Source organism: Sphingomonas abietis, assembly GCF_027625475.1.
GTDB lineage: Bacteria > Pseudomonadota > Alphaproteobacteria > Sphingomonadales > Sphingomonadaceae > Solisphingomonas > Solisphingomonas abietis.
Window position 1 is genome coordinate 896,918 of sequence record NZ_CP115174.1, and the last position, 14,291, is coordinate 911,208.

The window sequence follows — 14,291 nt, forward strand, 5'->3', positions numbered from 1 at the left end:
CCTTTTGCTATGGGGTCGGCATGGTTGCATGGCCGCCGCCGCGCGCTAGAGCGGATGGCTTGGCGTGACAGGAGACGAAGCCGATGACCCCCGATGGCCCGATCGCCTATCCCGAAACGGCGCGAGACGATATCGTCGAGGAATTGGCGGGGCGCCGGATCGCGGACCCGTGGCGCTGGCTGGAAGGCGATGTCCGTCATGACGAGCGGGTGGCGGCCTGGGTCAAGGTACAAGCAGACCTGACTGCCGCCTATCTGGATACGCTGCCGGGCCGCGGCGCGATTCGTGAACGGCTGACGGGCTTGTGGAATTACGAGCGAGTTTCGGTGCCGCGCCGGCGCGGCGGCCGCTATTTCTTCCGCCGCAACAGCGGGCTGGAGGCGCAGCCGGTGCTGTGCGTGCGGGATATGCTGGACGCCGCACCGCGCGTGCTGCTCGATCCGGCCGGCTGGTCCGGCGACGGTGCCACCGCACTGGGCGAGTGGGAGCCATCGAAGGACGGCAAGCGCGTCGTCTATGCGGTGCAGGATGGCGGCAGTGACTGGCGGACGCTGCGCGTGCTGGACGTGACCAGCGGAGAGACGCTGGCCGACGAAGTTCGCTGGGTGAAGTTTTCGGGCCTCGCCTGGGCCGGCAACGGATCGGGCTTCTTCTATTCTCGCTTTCCCGAGCCCCGCGCCGGGCTGGAGCATCAGGCCCAGAATCTCGATCACGGCATCTATTTCCATCGGCTCGGCACGGACCAATCGGCCGACTTCCTGGTCTACGCGACCTCCGATCGCCCGCGCCTGATCCACGCCGGCGAGGTGAGCGAGGATGGCCGCTGGCTGCTGATCTCGTCGGCGGAAGGGACGGAGGCACGAACCGAACTGATCGTGATCGACCTCACCGCACCGAAGCTCGCACCGAAAATCCTGGTGCGCGGGCTGGAGAATGACTGGCGGCTGGCCGGCTCCAAGGGCGACGTCTTCTATTTCGTCACCGATCTGGAGGCGCCGCGCCGTCGCATCGTCTCGATCGACGTCGGCTCCGAGATGCGCCGCCGTCGCGAGATCGTGGCGCATGGCGAGGATCTGGTCGCCGATGCGCTGGTCGTGGGCGATCGGCTGCTGGTGTCGGTGCTCCGCAATGTCGCCAGCGAATTGCGGCTTTACGATCTCGACGGCCGGCTGATGGACACGGTCGCGCTGCCGGGAGTCGGCGCGGTGGCGGCGATGGAGGGGGATGGCAGTAGCGCCGAGGCCTTCTTCGCCTTCACCAGCTATGACAGGCCGACCGAGATCCATCGCCTCGATGTCGCCAGTGCGGCGGTGCTTCCCTATGCACAGCCGTCGCTCTCCTTCGATCGGGACAGCTTCGTGGTCGAGCAGTCGGCCGCGACGTCGCGCGACGGCACCGTCATCCCGCTCTTCCTGTTGCGCCGGCGCGATGTCACCGGCCCGGCGCCGACGATGCTCTATGGCTATGGCGGATTCGAGATTTCGCTGACCCCCGGCTTCTCGCCGGCGGCGCTCGGCTGGGTGGCGATGGGCGGCGTCTATGCCGTTGCCAACATCCGGGGCGGGGGCGAATATGGCAAGGCGTGGCATGATGGCGGGCGCCGGGCCAACAAGCAGAACGTCTTCGACGATTTCATCGCGGCGGCGGAGCAGTTGCAGGTGGACGGCACCGCCTCGCGGATCGTGATCCACGGCCACAGCAATGGCGGGCTGTTGGTGGCCGCCGTCACCAACCAGCGGCCGGACCTGTTCGCCGCCGCGCTGCCGGCGGTCGGCGTCCACGACATGCTGCGCTTCCACCGCTTCACCGCGGGGCGCTACTGGATCGACGATTATGGCGATCCCGGCCGCGAGGAGGATCTCGCGGTGTTGCTCGGCTATTCGCCGATCCACAATATCCGCGACGGCGTGGACTATCCGCCGATCCTGATCGCCACCGCCGATACCGACGATCGTGTCGTGCCCGCGCACAGCTTCAAATATGCCGCGGCCCTGCAGACAGCGCAGATCGGGCTGAAGCCGCATCTGATCCGCATCGAGACCCGCGCCGGCCACGGATCGGGCAAGCCCACCGCCAAGCAGATCGAGGAGGTCGCCGATCTGTGGGCATTCGCAGCCTATTGGAGCGGGCTGGCGGTTTAGGCGGCCCGCACCTTGCCGGGGCGCCGGGGGGCCGCCAGCGCCGCGGCGATCTCGCGTTCGCCGGGCACGCGCTGCTCGATCACGCAGCGCAGCTTGAGGCCGTCGAAGCCGTGGACGGGCAGCGCCATCGCCTGCGCGATGATCGATTCGTCGCGGGTCTCGACATGGCGGCCGGCGGCGGTGGTCACGCTGGCGATGTGGAGTATGTCGTTGAACGCGTAGCGCCCGGTCGACGCGATCATCCGATTCTGGTCGTCGACGATGGTGATGATCGCATCGGAACTCGCTTGCTCCCCGGAATGGATCATGGCGGCGCCCTGCGCTTCCCAATCATATTCCAGATAGAAGACACCGATCACCCGGCCATCCCGGCGGATCGGGGCGACGTAGATCAGTACCTTGCGGTTGTTGGAATAGGGGTTTTCCCACACCTCGTCGGTGAACCAGTCCTGCCCTGCCGTGGCGTGGAGCGCGGCATTATATTGCGGCTCGTTGCGGAGGTTGACGTTGCGAACCTCGGCGTTGGCGTGGGCGCTGACCACGACATTGCCCTCATTGTCCGCGACGAAGGCATTGAGGAAATAGGGCGAATAATGGAGCATGGCGCGCAGCCGCTCGAGCGCGAGAGCCTCGATCGCGGGATCGGTGCGGGCCTGGGCGGCACCGGCGATGATGTAGGGATCGCTGGCCAGCACGCGGACGTCGATCGAGCGATCGTACAGCGCGCGGGAGACCGTCTGGATGATCGACTGGGCCAGTTCGGCGAGCCGCGCGCCCTCGACCTCGGCGACCAGTTCGTCGGCGATGCCGGCGCCCTGGGCGAGGCGATCGAGCACTTCGGCGCGGAAGGTGGCGGCGGAGGTGCGCGCCTGCCCGGCCAGCGCCTTCACCTCCTGCGCCACCACCGAGAAGCCGCGCCCGGCCTCGCCCGAGCGGGCGGCCTCGATCGTGGCGTTGAGGGCCAGCAGGTTGGTGCGGCCGGCGATCGCCTCCGTCTCGCCGGCATAATGCTGAACTTCTTCCCGTAAGGTGGACAGCAGCGATCGAATGCGGCGAGGCATGCAAAATTCCCCCAAGAAAATCAGTCTTGGATTCGACTTAAGTCTTAACGGTAAACAAGCCGTTGACCATCGAGATGCGCGTGGAGGCGAGCGATCACCATGCCGCCTCTGGACTCGTCTGGGAGCGCCCGTTATCGGCTCGCCATGACAGTCGCACCGCAAGACAGCATCCTCATCGTCGATTTCGGCAGCCAGGTCACCCAGCTGATCGCACGCCGCGTGCGAGAATCGGGCGTCTATTGCGAGATCGTGCCCTTCCAGTCCGCCGATGCCGCGTTTGATCGGCTCAGTCCCAAGGGGCTGATCCTGTCCGGCGGCCCAGCCTCGGTGACGGAGGAGAATGCGCCATCCGCGCCGCAGCGCTTCTTCGAGGCGGGACTGCCGATCCTCGGCATCTGCTACGGCCAGCAGACGATGTGCAAGCAGCTGGGCGGCGAAGTCGTGGTCTCGGGCGAGGGCGGCGAGTTCGGCCGCGCCTTCGTCGAGGTGAAGGCGCGTTCGGCGCTGTTCGACGGTCTGTGGGCCGAGGGTGAGCGCCATCAGGTGTGGATGAGCCACGGCGACAAGGTGACGCGGCTCCCGCAAGGCTTCGTGCCGATCGCGGTCTCGGAAGGCGCGCCCTTCGCGATCACCGCCGACGAGAGCCGCCATTTCTACGGCGTCCAGTTCCACCCCGAGGTGGTCCACACCCCCGACGGCGCCAAGCTGATCGCCAATTTCGTCCGCCATGTCTGCGGGCTCGAGGGCGACTGGTCGATGGCCGGCTTCCGGGCCGCCAAGATCGAGGAGATCCGCAATCAGGTCGGCACCGGCAAGGTGATCTGCGGGCTGTCCGGCGGGGTCGATTCGTCGGTGGCGGCGGTGCTGATCCACGAGGCGATCGGCGACCAGCTGACCTGCGTCTATGTCGATCACGGCCTGATGCGCGCGGGCGAGAGCGAGCAGGTCGTCTCGCTGTTCCGCAATCACTACAACATCCCGCTCGTCCATGTGAACGCGGAGACGCTGTTCCTCAATGGCCTCGCCGGCGTCACCGACCCGGAAGCCAAGCGCAAGTTCATCGGCAAGACCTTCATCGAGGTGTTCGAGGAGGAGGCGAAGAAGATCGGCGGCGCCGATTTCTTGGCACAAGGCACGCTCTACCCCGACGTGATCGAGAGCGTCAGCTTCACCGGCGGGCCGTCGGTGACGATCAAGAGCCATCACAATGTCGGTGGCCTGCCCGAGCGGATGAACATGAAGCTGGTCGAGCCGCTGCGCGAGCTGTTCAAGGACGAGGTCCGCGTGCTCGGTCGCGAGCTGGGGCTGACCGAGGCGTTCGTCGCGCGGCACCCCTTTCCGGGGCCGGGCCTGGCGATCCGCATCCCCGGCGAAGTCACCAAGGAGCGCTGCGACATCCTGCGCAAGGCCGATGCCATCTATCTGGAGGAGATCCGCAACGCCGGGCTCTACGATGCGATCTGGCAGGCGTTCGCGGTGCTGCTGCCGGTGCGCACGGTCGGCGTGATGGGCGATCACCGCACCTATGATTCGGTGTGCGGGCTGCGCGCCGTCACTTCGGTCGACGGCATGACCGCCGACGTCTATCCGTTCGACGGCACCTTCCTCGCGCGCGTCGCGACGCGGATCGTCAACGAGGTCGCCGGCATCAACCGCGTCGTCTACGACTATACCAGCAAGCCGCCCGGCACGATCGAGTGGGAATGATTTTGGCCCCTCCAGAGGGGACCAAACCTACGCTGCGATACGATCTAAGTGACTGATAAAAAATAATTTATCGTCACTGACATTCGATGACAATCGGTGGGCAGCCTTCCCGTCCGTCGCGTGAGCTGACGGTATCGGCTGACCTTGTCTCATCCCAAAATGCTCGATACCGTCAGGGACAACACAGCCTCTGACGGTATTTTTTCTTCCTTAAACACCGGAAAAGCCATGCTTTTTCGGGCGGGAGAGGTGCGTTTTCAGGCTGACGGTATTTTCATCGCGGAGATAGCGCTCATGGTGCAGCAGCAGCTCCACCGCGATCCACACGGCGGCGACCTGTTCGTCTTCCGCGGTCGGATCGGCTCGCTGGTGAAGATCATCTGGCACGACGGCCTGGGCATGTCGCTCTACGCCAAGCGGCTGGAGAAGGGGCGGTTCGTCTGGCCCTCGGCGAAGGACGGCGTGGTATCGCTGACAGCCTCGCAGCTGGCCTGCCTGCTCGAGGGTATCGACTGGCGCAATCCGCAGTACAGCTGGCGTCCGGCGAGCGCCGGATAACCGAGGCGTGCGTGAGCGACGAGGAAATCGCACTCTCCGTCTTTTTCGGCGCCGAGATGATCCGTGCCCAGCCAAGGGCTGGAGTAAAACACCGTGAAGCTGTCATCGAGGGTGGCTGCCAGCTTATCGAAGACACGCACCTCAGCGCGGCGTCGACGGTCCTGCCGGATCGACACAGGTAGCTCCCTTGGCCACATCACCGCCATCAGGCCGGCCTCATCAGACCGTCGAAGAAACCTGTTTGCGGGCTACTTGGCAGCCCTGTCAGGAGACCGCGATCAAGATAGCTGTTGAACGACTCACAGGAGGTCTCCGGAGCAAGGACGCAGGCATGGCACGCCGAATGTGAGAACGTGGCCTGCGCGTTCATCATATCCGAAATGCACAGGGGATCTGACGAGCACCACTCGATCGCAAACAGCGCGCGCGTGAGGATTCCGGGAATCCTTTCTGCCTTTCCCTGCCGCTGAAGCCCTCCCAGCGTTCCGTCGGAGTCGGGAGTTGCTGTGTAGATCAGGACGCCTGCCATGCCCTCATGCGTCAGCTGACGCTTGAATGCGGATATTCGAGCGCATCGCTTCAGGAGCGCATCTACGCGGCGACAGGCGATGACCCCATGAGTGTGTAGCGCATGATCCCGGCCGCGTCATGATCCCGCGATCGACATAGTCGTCGAGCGTGAAGATCGCGACCGCGGGTTTCCGGATAGCAAACGCCGGCGCGGCCACGACCGGGGGGATCAGGCCCTCGAAGCGCTCGCCGGTCCCGGGAAGCTCAGCCGAAACCCGCGGGGCGTGGGCATGCACCTCGGCGCCGACATGATGGGCAACCAGCCGGATGATGCGCTCGCCATCGGACGAAGAAAGGCTCGTCCCGGTATCGACCAGACCCTGTCCGAGCCGGTCGATCCACAGCCGGCCGTCCGGATTGAGCATGACCTCGACCACCGCCGGCTCGGCGAGGAACCCCGCGATCGCTGGCCCGAGCGCAGTGCGGAGCATTCTCGCACCTCGCTGCAGCGCTTCTGTACGGAGCGGCTCGACCGACACAACGCGGTACCCTCGTTCACGGCGACCGGTTATCGGCCGCCTGGAGGGGATCTAAAGAATGCGATGGGACGCCCGGTTCAATAGCAGATTTCCCTCGTCGCAGCATGGCGTGGAAAGACTGGCAATCGGCGGGTCCAATTCACACTTCCATTTTGACTTCACAGCGCTTTCAGAGTGTCATTCCGCGTCGATCTTCACGACGGCCACGACAGCACGCACCGATTGCACGCCAGTTGAGATACTCGGAAGGCGGCGTGTACTTAGAATCGCGCTGTAGAATGACTCTAACGGCGTGAGACTCTATCTACGTGCGCGGGCTCGAACTCTAACCGCCGTACGAATGTCATGTAGATCGACGCGTTGCGTGACGAGTTGTCTCCGCAACTCTTGAAAGATCGGTTGTGCACCTTCAGGATCTTCGATCGTCACAATAAGCGAAAACGGTACGCCTTCGGCGGGAAACTGAGCTTCCGCACGAACGATGCTCTCGACCTGTATTTGCCACTCGGTACTGCTTCCCACTCCCTCTCCAAATCGCGCCGCATAACGCTTTGTCGGCCACCATTTCAGACCGTGAGAAATGAGCGCGCGCTCTGGTGGCGTCGTTCCCGCCGACTTTGGAAGAAATGCCTGTGTGATTTGATCGTGGAAGCTGGGCAAACCATCAGAGCGATCGACTGGCTGCCGTTGCCGCAGTTTCGCGTCGAGATTAACACGGACAAACTCTGTCCCGAACGCCTGATCGATCGGCGCGTCGTAAACAAGTGTCATGCGCACATCGCCCCGACAAGCACGGGTCCCCGGATCGACAAGTGACGCAGGCCAAGCAAATGGGAAACGAAGAATGGCAGGCCGCTTTTCTCCGATGCTAAGCCTGCTCTCAAATACCAATGTGATTGAATGATCAGCCGTTTCCAGCATTGAGGCAGCATCGCTCGGCTGCCCAAATCCGACAAACTGTCGAGACACGTCCTTTAAAGATCGATGAGCAAGGCATTCGGGAACGGCTGCGTTATGTATCGCAAATGCACGGAGTGTTCTGGTTTCTAGCTTCTGCTCCGTCATGGCATCGAGCGTTGCCAATGTCTTGGCGACCAAAGGCGCCGCGAAACTGGTTCCGCGTGTTTCAACGCGCGACCCGTCTTGAGCACATGAGACCAAAGCCGTTGAATTCGGCGATGCGGAATCCCCAGTGCCGCCATAGTGGGCCAAGTCTGGCTTGACCCCGACACGCAACCCCGGACCACGGCGTGAATAAGTTGCAGGGGCGCCCTCAAGATGAGTTCCGCCCGGCGGGTTCAGAGCGCCCACCGCAAGCGCGCGCACACTTTCACACGGCATGAAAATGGTATCCGGGGCGGAACGTGACGCAAGGGCGGCAAGTGCCTGCCGTGGCGTACGCGGCCATGCGGACCGCCATTCGGCGCCACTCAAATTACCGGCAGAGTTGACGATCAAGACGCCTTGCCTGTCTTGAATTTCGTCGAGCCGAGCAGCGTAGATACTGTAAAGGTTCTGCTCAACTGGTGAAGTTATGTTTAAGGACATATTGAAGATGCGAACATTGTGATCGTCGCGGGCTTCAACAACGGCAGCTTCCAGCTCTTCGAGGAAGGCTTCGAAACCTCGCTGACCGTATGTGTCGAGAAATCTTCCCCGGGGCAGCAACGGAATGTCAACAATGTCACAACCATCCAACTCACGACCTATCTCAGTACCGTTGTGCCCGCGAGCACCGGTCAGAATACCAGCGACTAGGGTCCCATGAGTCGGGTCACAGTCGTCGACGTCGAGATAGTCATATCGATCTCGCACCCAACCGGCGAACAGGGGGCATATACCCGTATCGATAACTCCGACCTTGGGGTATGCACCAGTTGCCACTCGGGCTGGAACTTCGAAATTGCCTGGGGCCGTTGCTGTTGGGGCATCCGAAGGCTGCAATAGAACCGGAAATCGAATGCGCCTCACGAGCGGATGAGCTGCAATGACCGTCAGAACGTGTTCGTGCCGGCTCACATCGGCATCAACATCGGCGACAGGCGGTACCAGAGATAACTCACCTCGGATCGCGCGACGATCTTCGATCAGCGGCCGTGTAGGCGCTGTGGTCACCAACAATTCAATAGATGGCACGCCACCCGGGCTTGGCAGAAGCGCAGCATAAGTCCCGTTGCCTAATTGTGCGATGTCGTGCTGGAGAGTTTCAAACGATTGACGCATTCCGAGGATGTCAGCGCTGCTCGTAACCTCGAGCGGGCGCTGTTCGAACAACTCCACGATGTAACCGCTCGCTGCAGACGGATCGAGCATTGCGTCAACCGCCGCAGCTGCTGCAAACCCGCGTTTCCCCTCGGGGGATGTAATCTCGATGGACTCGATAGCGCCCAATTCGGAGCGGGCTCTTGTGACGTAATGATAGGGTTTGCCGGTTTTGCTCGAAATTCGCGTTTCGCCCGCAGGCTCTGCGGTCTCAAAGCGCCCACGTAGTCGCGCAATATGGATGCGCGGCATCCGGAAGAAAAGCTCTCCGGGAGCTCCAGCTCCGACGCAGGGAAACTGATCCGCGAGGAACAACGCACGGTTCGGACGATAGGATTTGGCAATCGCCTCAACACGCATACGTACGCGGACATATGTCACCGGACCAAAGCGTGATGCCGCCAGCCTCGCGTCGATCTCGTCTAAACGCGTCAGCAATGTCAGCTTGTGCTTTAAAAATGCTTGATCGTTCTTCTCGAAAAAGTCTTTGTCCGGACCCGCACGACCGGGATCCGGAGCTCGAATGAACGAGTCGTCGTTCAGTACGATCTGGACAGGATTGTTAGGCATCAGCGGTCCTCACAGCCGTCTTCTCATCCGATGCCCATTCACCGGACCATCTCGATATTTTACTCTGACTGCAGTCGAACATTTGCGCGAGACTATCCTGTCTAATGCCCAAGTCGGCATGAAGAACCTCGCCGATGAACTTCGGCTCATTTACTAAAAATAGACGGGCCGGTCCCATGTCGGAATCTTCTATTCCCAAGCGCGGAAGCAAAGTTTTTGTGGCTAGCGTGATAGCGCGTGGCGTCGCCTCACTTCCTGACAATGCAAGGCTACGACGCAGAGCATCGGCGAACGTTTTCAAGTCGGAGCCGGAACGGGGGCCGGCGACATAGCTAAGCGTTTTTATAACGTCGTCGCCCAGCTCGAGCGATCCTAGGAACGTACGCAGCATTTCTAATCTTGTCGGCAGATCAGGCTGTCCAATCCGAACGTGATTCTGAAAACGCCGCCAAACGGCTGGATCCAAAAGACCCTCATGATTTGTAATTGCTATGGTAAGACCTTTATTAGCCCGAGCATCCAAATTCTGTAGTAGAGTATTTACTACTCGCTTAAGCTCTCCCAGTTCATGGGGATCATCTCGCATCTTCGCCAATGCATCGAACTCATCCAAAATGAGTACGCACCGATATCGGTTCGCGAAATCGAAAAGATTTGCGATATTTCGCGCGGTCGTCCCCAAAAATGAGCTGACAAGACCGTCAATGCGAGCGTTTACGACCGGTAAGTTGAGCTTGGCGGCAAGCGTGAGGGCTGCGAGAGTCTTTCCTGTGCCAGGGGGGCCGTAGAACAAGCAAGATCGGGAGGGCTCCACGCCAAGCGCTTTCAGAGCTTCTGCATTTTGCCATTCCGAAACCAATGCCCCCATCGCCAACTGGAGCGTTTCATCGAAAATGGGCGACGGTTGGCCGGCGCTCGGCGCCAGCAGGATCTCCGCGAGCGGAACGCTTGTCTCTCGATCGACCGGCGGATGCACATTGCCGGTCAACTCGTCGCCGACAACCAGCGAGCGTGATACCTCAACGTTGCTAGGAGCCAGCGATACATCGCTGGTGACGTTCGCGAGCAATGCGCTCAGCGTCGCAGCGTCACGCTCGTCGCCAGCCTTCGTCAACCGGTCGCGTAAACGTTCGACCTGCTTCCTGAATCGACCATCACCGTTTTCCAGGCCGATCCTGCACAAACTCTGGATCGCCGAAAAATGCTCCATAACGCCCTACCTCCGAGGAATCTCTTTATCCAAGGACATATGCGACGTATCAGCCATATATGCAAGATAATCCTTTTATATGCAGAAAGCTGGCTAGAAATGCAGATAATGTCGGTCGGCGAGGCCGGCCCCGTATCTAATATCGGGCGCTGCGCAAACATGTGTTCTGCCCGGAAGGGCACCTTCACCTGAAGTCCGGCGTCCTGTCGCCACTCAAGCGCTTCGCGTTCGAGCTCCGCGCGATCGTCGCGCGCCAGCCACTTCCCGGGTACGTGCTGTCACTCGAATTCGTGGTCGGACGCGAGCGCCTGGCGTTCGTGGCTGTCCCGGAGGACCCGCTCGATTTCGCCTTCCGCCGCTGGTCACCCAAGGCTGTGGATAAGCAGCGATGACGGTCGTCCTATCAGGAACCGCGGGAGTCGTCCGATCGGGAACCGCCGAGTCGTCCCATCGGGAACCCGGAACGCCTGTAAGCGACGGGAATCACTGCGCGAATCTGCTCCCTTCTAACAATGCTAACAAAGAGTCCTTCGGACTCTTGCTAACGGACGCGCCGTTTCCGATCGGACGAGGCCGTGAACCTTGATCCATGTGAAGCAGCGCCCGACCACTGGCGCCATGTTCACAACCGACTTGCTGCCGGCCTGTTGCCGCGCGCCTATCTTCCGGACCGCCATCGCGCATGGCTGCGGCGAAAGGCTGTCTCGTGAGACGCTGGTCGATCGTACTGGTCGGCCTGGCCGGCGTCGTCGCAGTGCTGGCACCCGCCGTGCACAGGAACCGCACACGGTTTCTCTGGAATGCGACCGCCAGCACACCGGTCGGCCTCTACCGCGTGGATCCGTTGCGGGTCATCCGGCCCGGCGTGATGATCGCTGTTCGCCCGGATCCTGCTACCGCAAAACTGGCGGCCGAGCGCCACTATCTGCCTCTGGGTTTGCCGCTCATCAAATGGGTGGCTGCCGCGAACGGCGACCTCGTCTGTCGCACGGGCACGACAATCAGCATCAACGGCCGGGCTGTCGGCCAGGCGCGACGGCGCGACCATCTCGGCCGTCCGCTGCCCCGTTGGCAGGGATGCGTCCTGCTCGGCCACGACAGCGTCTTCGTCATGAACACCGCCGTGCCGGACAGTTTCGACGGCCGGTATTTCGGCGTGCTCCGGCGCTCCGCCATCCTTGGGCGTGCAGTCCCGGTGTGGACCGAGGCGCACAGCCGCGACCCTGGAGTATCGATTTTCTTGATGGGTAGGCCTGGCAACGGGAGGCCGTCTCTACGCACATTTTGTTGCAAACGCGTTCGCGCGGCATCCACGACGGCCTGCGGCCGGGCAACGGGCGTCGTTTAACGGTTGAGTCCCTTTTTCATGCCGACAGCGCAGTGGTGCGCCCGGACGACGGCGCTGTCGATCCTGTCGGCGGATCGCGCGCGGCCCGCTATCTCGGCGAGCGTCTCGCGCATCGCATCGAACACGCCCGTTTCGACCCAACGCCGATGCCGCCGGAAGACGCTGTACCACTTGCCATGGTCGTCGGGCAGGCGCCGCCACGGCGAGCCCGTCCTCGCCATCCACATCATGCCTTCGAGATACGGACTGTCATCGCCCGCCGGTCGACAACCCCGCCCGCTCAGACGGGAACAGCCCGATCCGTTCGCCCAACGCCGCCTCCAAAGGCAGCCTTGAATCAACTGAGACTCGCCCCGTAAGGCTTTGTCCACGAAGCCCGGTCTGCTACCGACGCGGCAGGACGAGGGCAGGAATGGCGTCCACGCCGTTCCGACGATGATTGGCCCTCGAGAAACCGCCATTATCGACCGGAAGAGCATGATGACCGTCACCCTGTTTGGCATCAAGAATTGCGACACGATGAAGAAGGCGTGGACGTGGCTCGATGATCATGGCGTCGCCTATGATTTCCACGACTATAAGAAGGTCGGCATCGATCGCCCGACGCTGGAGGGCTGGGTCGCCGAGCATGGCTGGGAGAAGGTGCTCAACCGCGCCGGCACCACCTTCCGCAAGCTTCCCGAAGCCGATCGGGAAGGGCTGGATGCGGAGCGGGCGATCATGCTGATGCTGGCGCAGCCGTCAATGATCAAGCGCCCCGTGCTCGACACTGATGGCCATACGCTGCTCGGCTTCAAGCCCGAGGCCTATGGTGAGGTCTTTCCGTGATGCTGGCGGCCGCGCTGCTGGTGTCGGCCGCCCCCTGGCCCGATACGCCGCAAGCGCGGGTGGAGGCGCTGGCCGTGCTCCAGACGCTCAATGCCAATCTGCTCAGCCACGACAGCGCGACCCTGACCCTCGATCGCTGGTGCGCCGATCACCATATCGCGCAGCCGGCGACGGTGGTGGCCGAGCGGGTGCGGGGCGAGGACAAGCCCGCCACCGCCGACATCCGCGCCGCGCTCAAAGTGACACCGGACATGCCGGTCGCCTATCGCCGGGTGCGCTTGCGCTGCGGCGATCATGTGCTGTCCGATGCCGACAATTGGTATGTCCCGGCGCGTCTCACCGCCGCCATGAACGACGCACTGGAGCAGAGCGATATCGCCTTCGGTCGCGCGGTGCAGGCGCTGCATTTCGCGCGCCATACGCTGTCGGCGACCTTGCTCTGGTCGCCGCTGCCGGACGGGCGGGAGATGACCGGGCTGCCGGGGATGCCGCTGCGGCCGGGCCGGCTGGCCATCCCTGACCATGTGCTGGAGCATCGGGCGATCCTCGCCACCCCCGATGGCACGCCGTTCAGCCTGGTGGTGGAAAGCTATACCTCGGCGGTCCTCGACTTCCCGCCACCCGCGGGCTAGGCCTCGCACCATGTCCACCACCTTCACGCTCGACACGTCGACGAGCCGGGCGACCCCGACGCCGGCACCGATGAAACGGCTGACCGTGCCCGCCATCGCCGGGCGCAAGGGCGGCGAGCCGATCGTCATGCTGACGGCCTATACGGCGCGGATGGCGCAGCTGCTCGATCCGCATTGCGACATGCTGCTGGTCGGTGACAGCCTGGGGCAGGTGATCTACGGCCTGCCGTCCACGCTTCAGGTCACGCTCGACATGATGATCGCGCATGGCGCGGCGGTGGTGCGCGGCAGCTATCATTCGGTCGTCATCATCGACATGCCGTTCGGCAGCTATGAGAAGAGCCCGGAGCAGGCGTTCGAATCCGCCGCGCGGATCATGGCGGAGACCGGCGCGGCGGGCGTGAAGCTGGAGGGCGGTGAGGCGATGGCGGCGACCGTGGCCTTCCTCACCCATCGCGGCATCCCGGTGGTCGGTCATGTCGGGCTCACCCCGCAGGCGGTCAATGTGCTGGGCGGCTATGGCGCGCGCGGCCGCAGCGACGAGGAGCAGGCCCAGATCATCGACGACGCGCGGGCGATCGCCGATGCCGGGGCGTTCGCGCTGGTCGTCGAGGGTGTCGTCGAGACGCTGGCTCGCGCGGTGACGGACGATGTCCGTTGCCCGGTGATCGGCATCGGCGCATCCAATGCGTGTGACGGGCAGGTGCTGGTGATCGACGACATGCTCGGCATGTTCGAGCGCACCGCGCGATTCGTGAAACGCTACGATGATCTTGCTACCCGCATCTCCTCCGCCGCCGAAACTTACGCCGGCGAGGTGCGCTCGCGTGCTTTCCCGACCGCTGCTGAAACATACGCCCCCAAGTAGCTGTTTCGCTCGGCGCAACTCACCGCTAAGGTCCGCCGCGCTTTCGGGGCGCGGTAT

At 62.9% G+C, this 14,291-nt stretch carries 12 protein-coding genes and 3 pseudogenes; 9 read left to right on the plus strand and 6 right to left on the minus strand.

Features of this window, described 5'->3' with window-relative positions; genetic code table 11:
* The first annotated feature begins 83 nt into the window (after positions 1 to 83).
* A complete protein-coding gene (locus tag PBT88_RS04285; protein WP_270077993.1) occupies positions 84 to 2,141 on the plus strand; it encodes a prolyl oligopeptidase family serine peptidase in 2,058 nt (685 codons plus the stop codon).
* Here PBT88_RS04285 and PBT88_RS04290 read toward each other — a convergent pair.
* Positions 2,138 to 3,202 (minus strand): methyl-accepting chemotaxis protein, encoded by a 1,065-nt coding sequence (locus PBT88_RS04290; protein WP_270077994.1) that lies wholly within the window; start codon positions 3,200 to 3,202, stop codon positions 2,138 to 2,140. The genes PBT88_RS04285 and PBT88_RS04290 overlap by 4 nt on opposite strands.
* Before the next feature lie 144 nt (positions 3,203 to 3,346).
* Here PBT88_RS04290 and guaA point away from each other — a divergent pair, with 144 nt between their 5' ends.
* Complete coding sequence (guaA, locus tag PBT88_RS04295) at positions 3,347 to 4,909, plus strand: glutamine-hydrolyzing GMP synthase (RefSeq protein WP_270077995.1); 1,563 nt, start codon at positions 3,347 to 3,349, stop codon at positions 4,907 to 4,909.
* Positions 4,910 to 5,068: 159 nt separating this feature from the next.
* Positions 5,069 to 5,467 carry an IS66 family insertion sequence element accessory protein TnpB gene (tnpB, locus tag PBT88_RS04300; protein ID WP_270077996.1) on the plus strand — a complete coding sequence of 133 codons (399 nt, stop codon included), beginning with the start codon at positions 5,069 to 5,071 and terminating at the stop codon, positions 5,465 to 5,467.
* A gap of 205 nt (positions 5,468 to 5,672) precedes the next feature.
* Here tnpB and PBT88_RS21125 read toward each other — a convergent pair whose 3' ends face one another.
* The 4 genes and pseudogenes from PBT88_RS21125 to PBT88_RS04315 form a co-directional block, all read right to left on the minus strand.
* On the minus strand, positions 5,673 to 5,996 hold the full coding sequence (locus PBT88_RS21125; RefSeq protein WP_407696513.1) for a hypothetical protein: 324 nt from the start codon (positions 5,994 to 5,996) through the stop codon (positions 5,673 to 5,675).
* Between the two features lie 115 nt (positions 5,997 to 6,111).
* A pseudogene (locus PBT88_RS04305) lies at positions 6,112 to 6,468 on the minus strand (P-type conjugative transfer ATPase TrbB); the annotation flags it as partial.
* A 348-nt stretch (positions 6,469 to 6,816) separates the two neighbouring features.
* A complete protein-coding gene (locus PBT88_RS04310; protein WP_270077997.1) occupies positions 6,817 to 9,348 on the minus strand; it encodes a S8 family peptidase in 2,532 nt (843 codons plus the stop codon).
* Entirely contained in the window at positions 9,341 to 10,558 is a 1,218-nt protein-coding gene (locus tag PBT88_RS04315; RefSeq protein ID WP_270077998.1) for an AAA family ATPase, read from the minus strand. The genes PBT88_RS04310 and PBT88_RS04315 overlap by 8 nt, the downstream gene beginning before the upstream one ends.
* Positions 10,559 to 10,698: 140 nt before the next feature.
* On the opposite strand from PBT88_RS04315, the pseudogene PBT88_RS04320 reads away from it, so the two are divergent.
* The 3 genes and pseudogenes from PBT88_RS04320 to PBT88_RS04330 all read left to right on the plus strand — a co-directional run.
* A pseudogene (locus tag PBT88_RS04320) lies at positions 10,699 to 10,950 on the plus strand (replication initiator protein A); the annotation flags it as partial.
* A 177-nt stretch (positions 10,951 to 11,127) separates the two neighbouring features.
* A pseudogene (locus PBT88_RS04325) lies at positions 11,128 to 11,268 on the plus strand (DUF2840 domain-containing protein); the annotation flags it as partial.
* Positions 11,241 to 11,906: a S26 family signal peptidase gene (locus tag PBT88_RS04330; protein ID WP_270077999.1), complete on the plus strand. Its 666-nt coding sequence runs from the start codon at positions 11,241 to 11,243 to the stop codon at positions 11,904 to 11,906. The pseudogene PBT88_RS04325 and the gene PBT88_RS04330, both read left to right, overlap by 28 nt.
* Here PBT88_RS04330 and PBT88_RS04335 read toward each other — a convergent pair.
* Complete coding sequence (locus PBT88_RS04335; RefSeq protein WP_270078000.1) at positions 11,903 to 12,127, minus strand: transposase; 225 nt, start codon at positions 12,125 to 12,127, stop codon at positions 11,903 to 11,905. The two genes, PBT88_RS04330 and PBT88_RS04335, sit on opposite strands and share 4 nt — an antisense overlap.
* Before the next feature lie 259 nt (positions 12,128 to 12,386).
* Here PBT88_RS04335 and PBT88_RS04340 point away from each other — a divergent pair, with 259 nt between their 5' ends.
* The 3 genes from PBT88_RS04340 to panB are packed head-to-tail and all read left to right on the plus strand — an operon-like array spanning position 12,387 to position 14,234.
* Positions 12,387 to 12,734 (plus strand): ArsC family reductase, encoded by a 348-nt coding sequence (locus tag PBT88_RS04340; protein WP_270079172.1) that lies wholly within the window; start codon positions 12,387 to 12,389, stop codon positions 12,732 to 12,734.
* Entirely contained in the window at positions 12,731 to 13,366 is a 636-nt protein-coding gene (locus PBT88_RS04345) for a hypothetical protein (protein WP_270078001.1), read from the plus strand. Before PBT88_RS04340 ends, PBT88_RS04345 begins: the two co-directional genes overlap by 4 nt.
* Before the next feature lie 10 nt (positions 13,367 to 13,376).
* Complete coding sequence (panB, locus tag PBT88_RS04350) at positions 13,377 to 14,234, plus strand: 3-methyl-2-oxobutanoate hydroxymethyltransferase (protein ID WP_270078002.1); 858 nt, start codon at positions 13,377 to 13,379, stop codon at positions 14,232 to 14,234.
* The last annotated feature ends 57 nt before the right edge of the window (positions 14,235 to 14,291 follow it).

Excerpts from the sequence above, each read along its gene's own strand:
- PBT88_RS04330 (WP_270077999.1), top strand. The coding sequence starts at position 11,241 with ATGGCTGCGGCGAAAGGCTGTCTCGTGAGACGCTGGTCGATCGTACTG.
- PBT88_RS21125 (WP_407696513.1), bottom strand. The coding sequence starts at position 5,996 with ATGGCAGGCGTCCTGATCTACACAGCAACTCCCGACTCCGACGGAACG.
- panB (WP_270078002.1), top strand. The coding sequence starts at position 13,377 with ATGTCCACCACCTTCACGCTCGACACGTCGACGAGCCGGGCGACCCCG.
- tnpB (WP_270077996.1), top strand. The coding sequence starts at position 5,069 with ATGCTCGATACCGTCAGGGACAACACAGCCTCTGACGGTATTTTTTCT.
- guaA (WP_270077995.1), top strand. The coding sequence starts at position 3,347 with ATGACAGTCGCACCGCAAGACAGCATCCTCATCGTCGATTTCGGCAGC.
- PBT88_RS04315 (WP_270077998.1), bottom strand. The coding sequence starts at position 10,558 with ATGGAGCATTTTTCGGCGATCCAGAGTTTGTGCAGGATCGGCCTGGAA.
- PBT88_RS04340 (WP_270079172.1), top strand. The coding sequence starts at position 12,387 with ATGACCGTCACCCTGTTTGGCATCAAGAATTGCGACACGATGAAGAAG.
- PBT88_RS04290 (WP_270077994.1), bottom strand. The coding sequence starts at position 3,202 with ATGCCTCGCCGCATTCGATCGCTGCTGTCCACCTTACGGGAAGAAGTT.
- PBT88_RS04310 (WP_270077997.1), bottom strand. The coding sequence starts at position 9,348 with ATGCCTAACAATCCTGTCCAGATCGTACTGAACGACGACTCGTTCATT.
- PBT88_RS04335 (WP_270078000.1), bottom strand. The coding sequence starts at position 12,127 with ATGGCGAGGACGGGCTCGCCGTGGCGGCGCCTGCCCGACGACCATGGC.
- PBT88_RS04285 (WP_270077993.1), top strand. The coding sequence starts at position 84 with ATGACCCCCGATGGCCCGATCGCCTATCCCGAAACGGCGCGAGACGAT.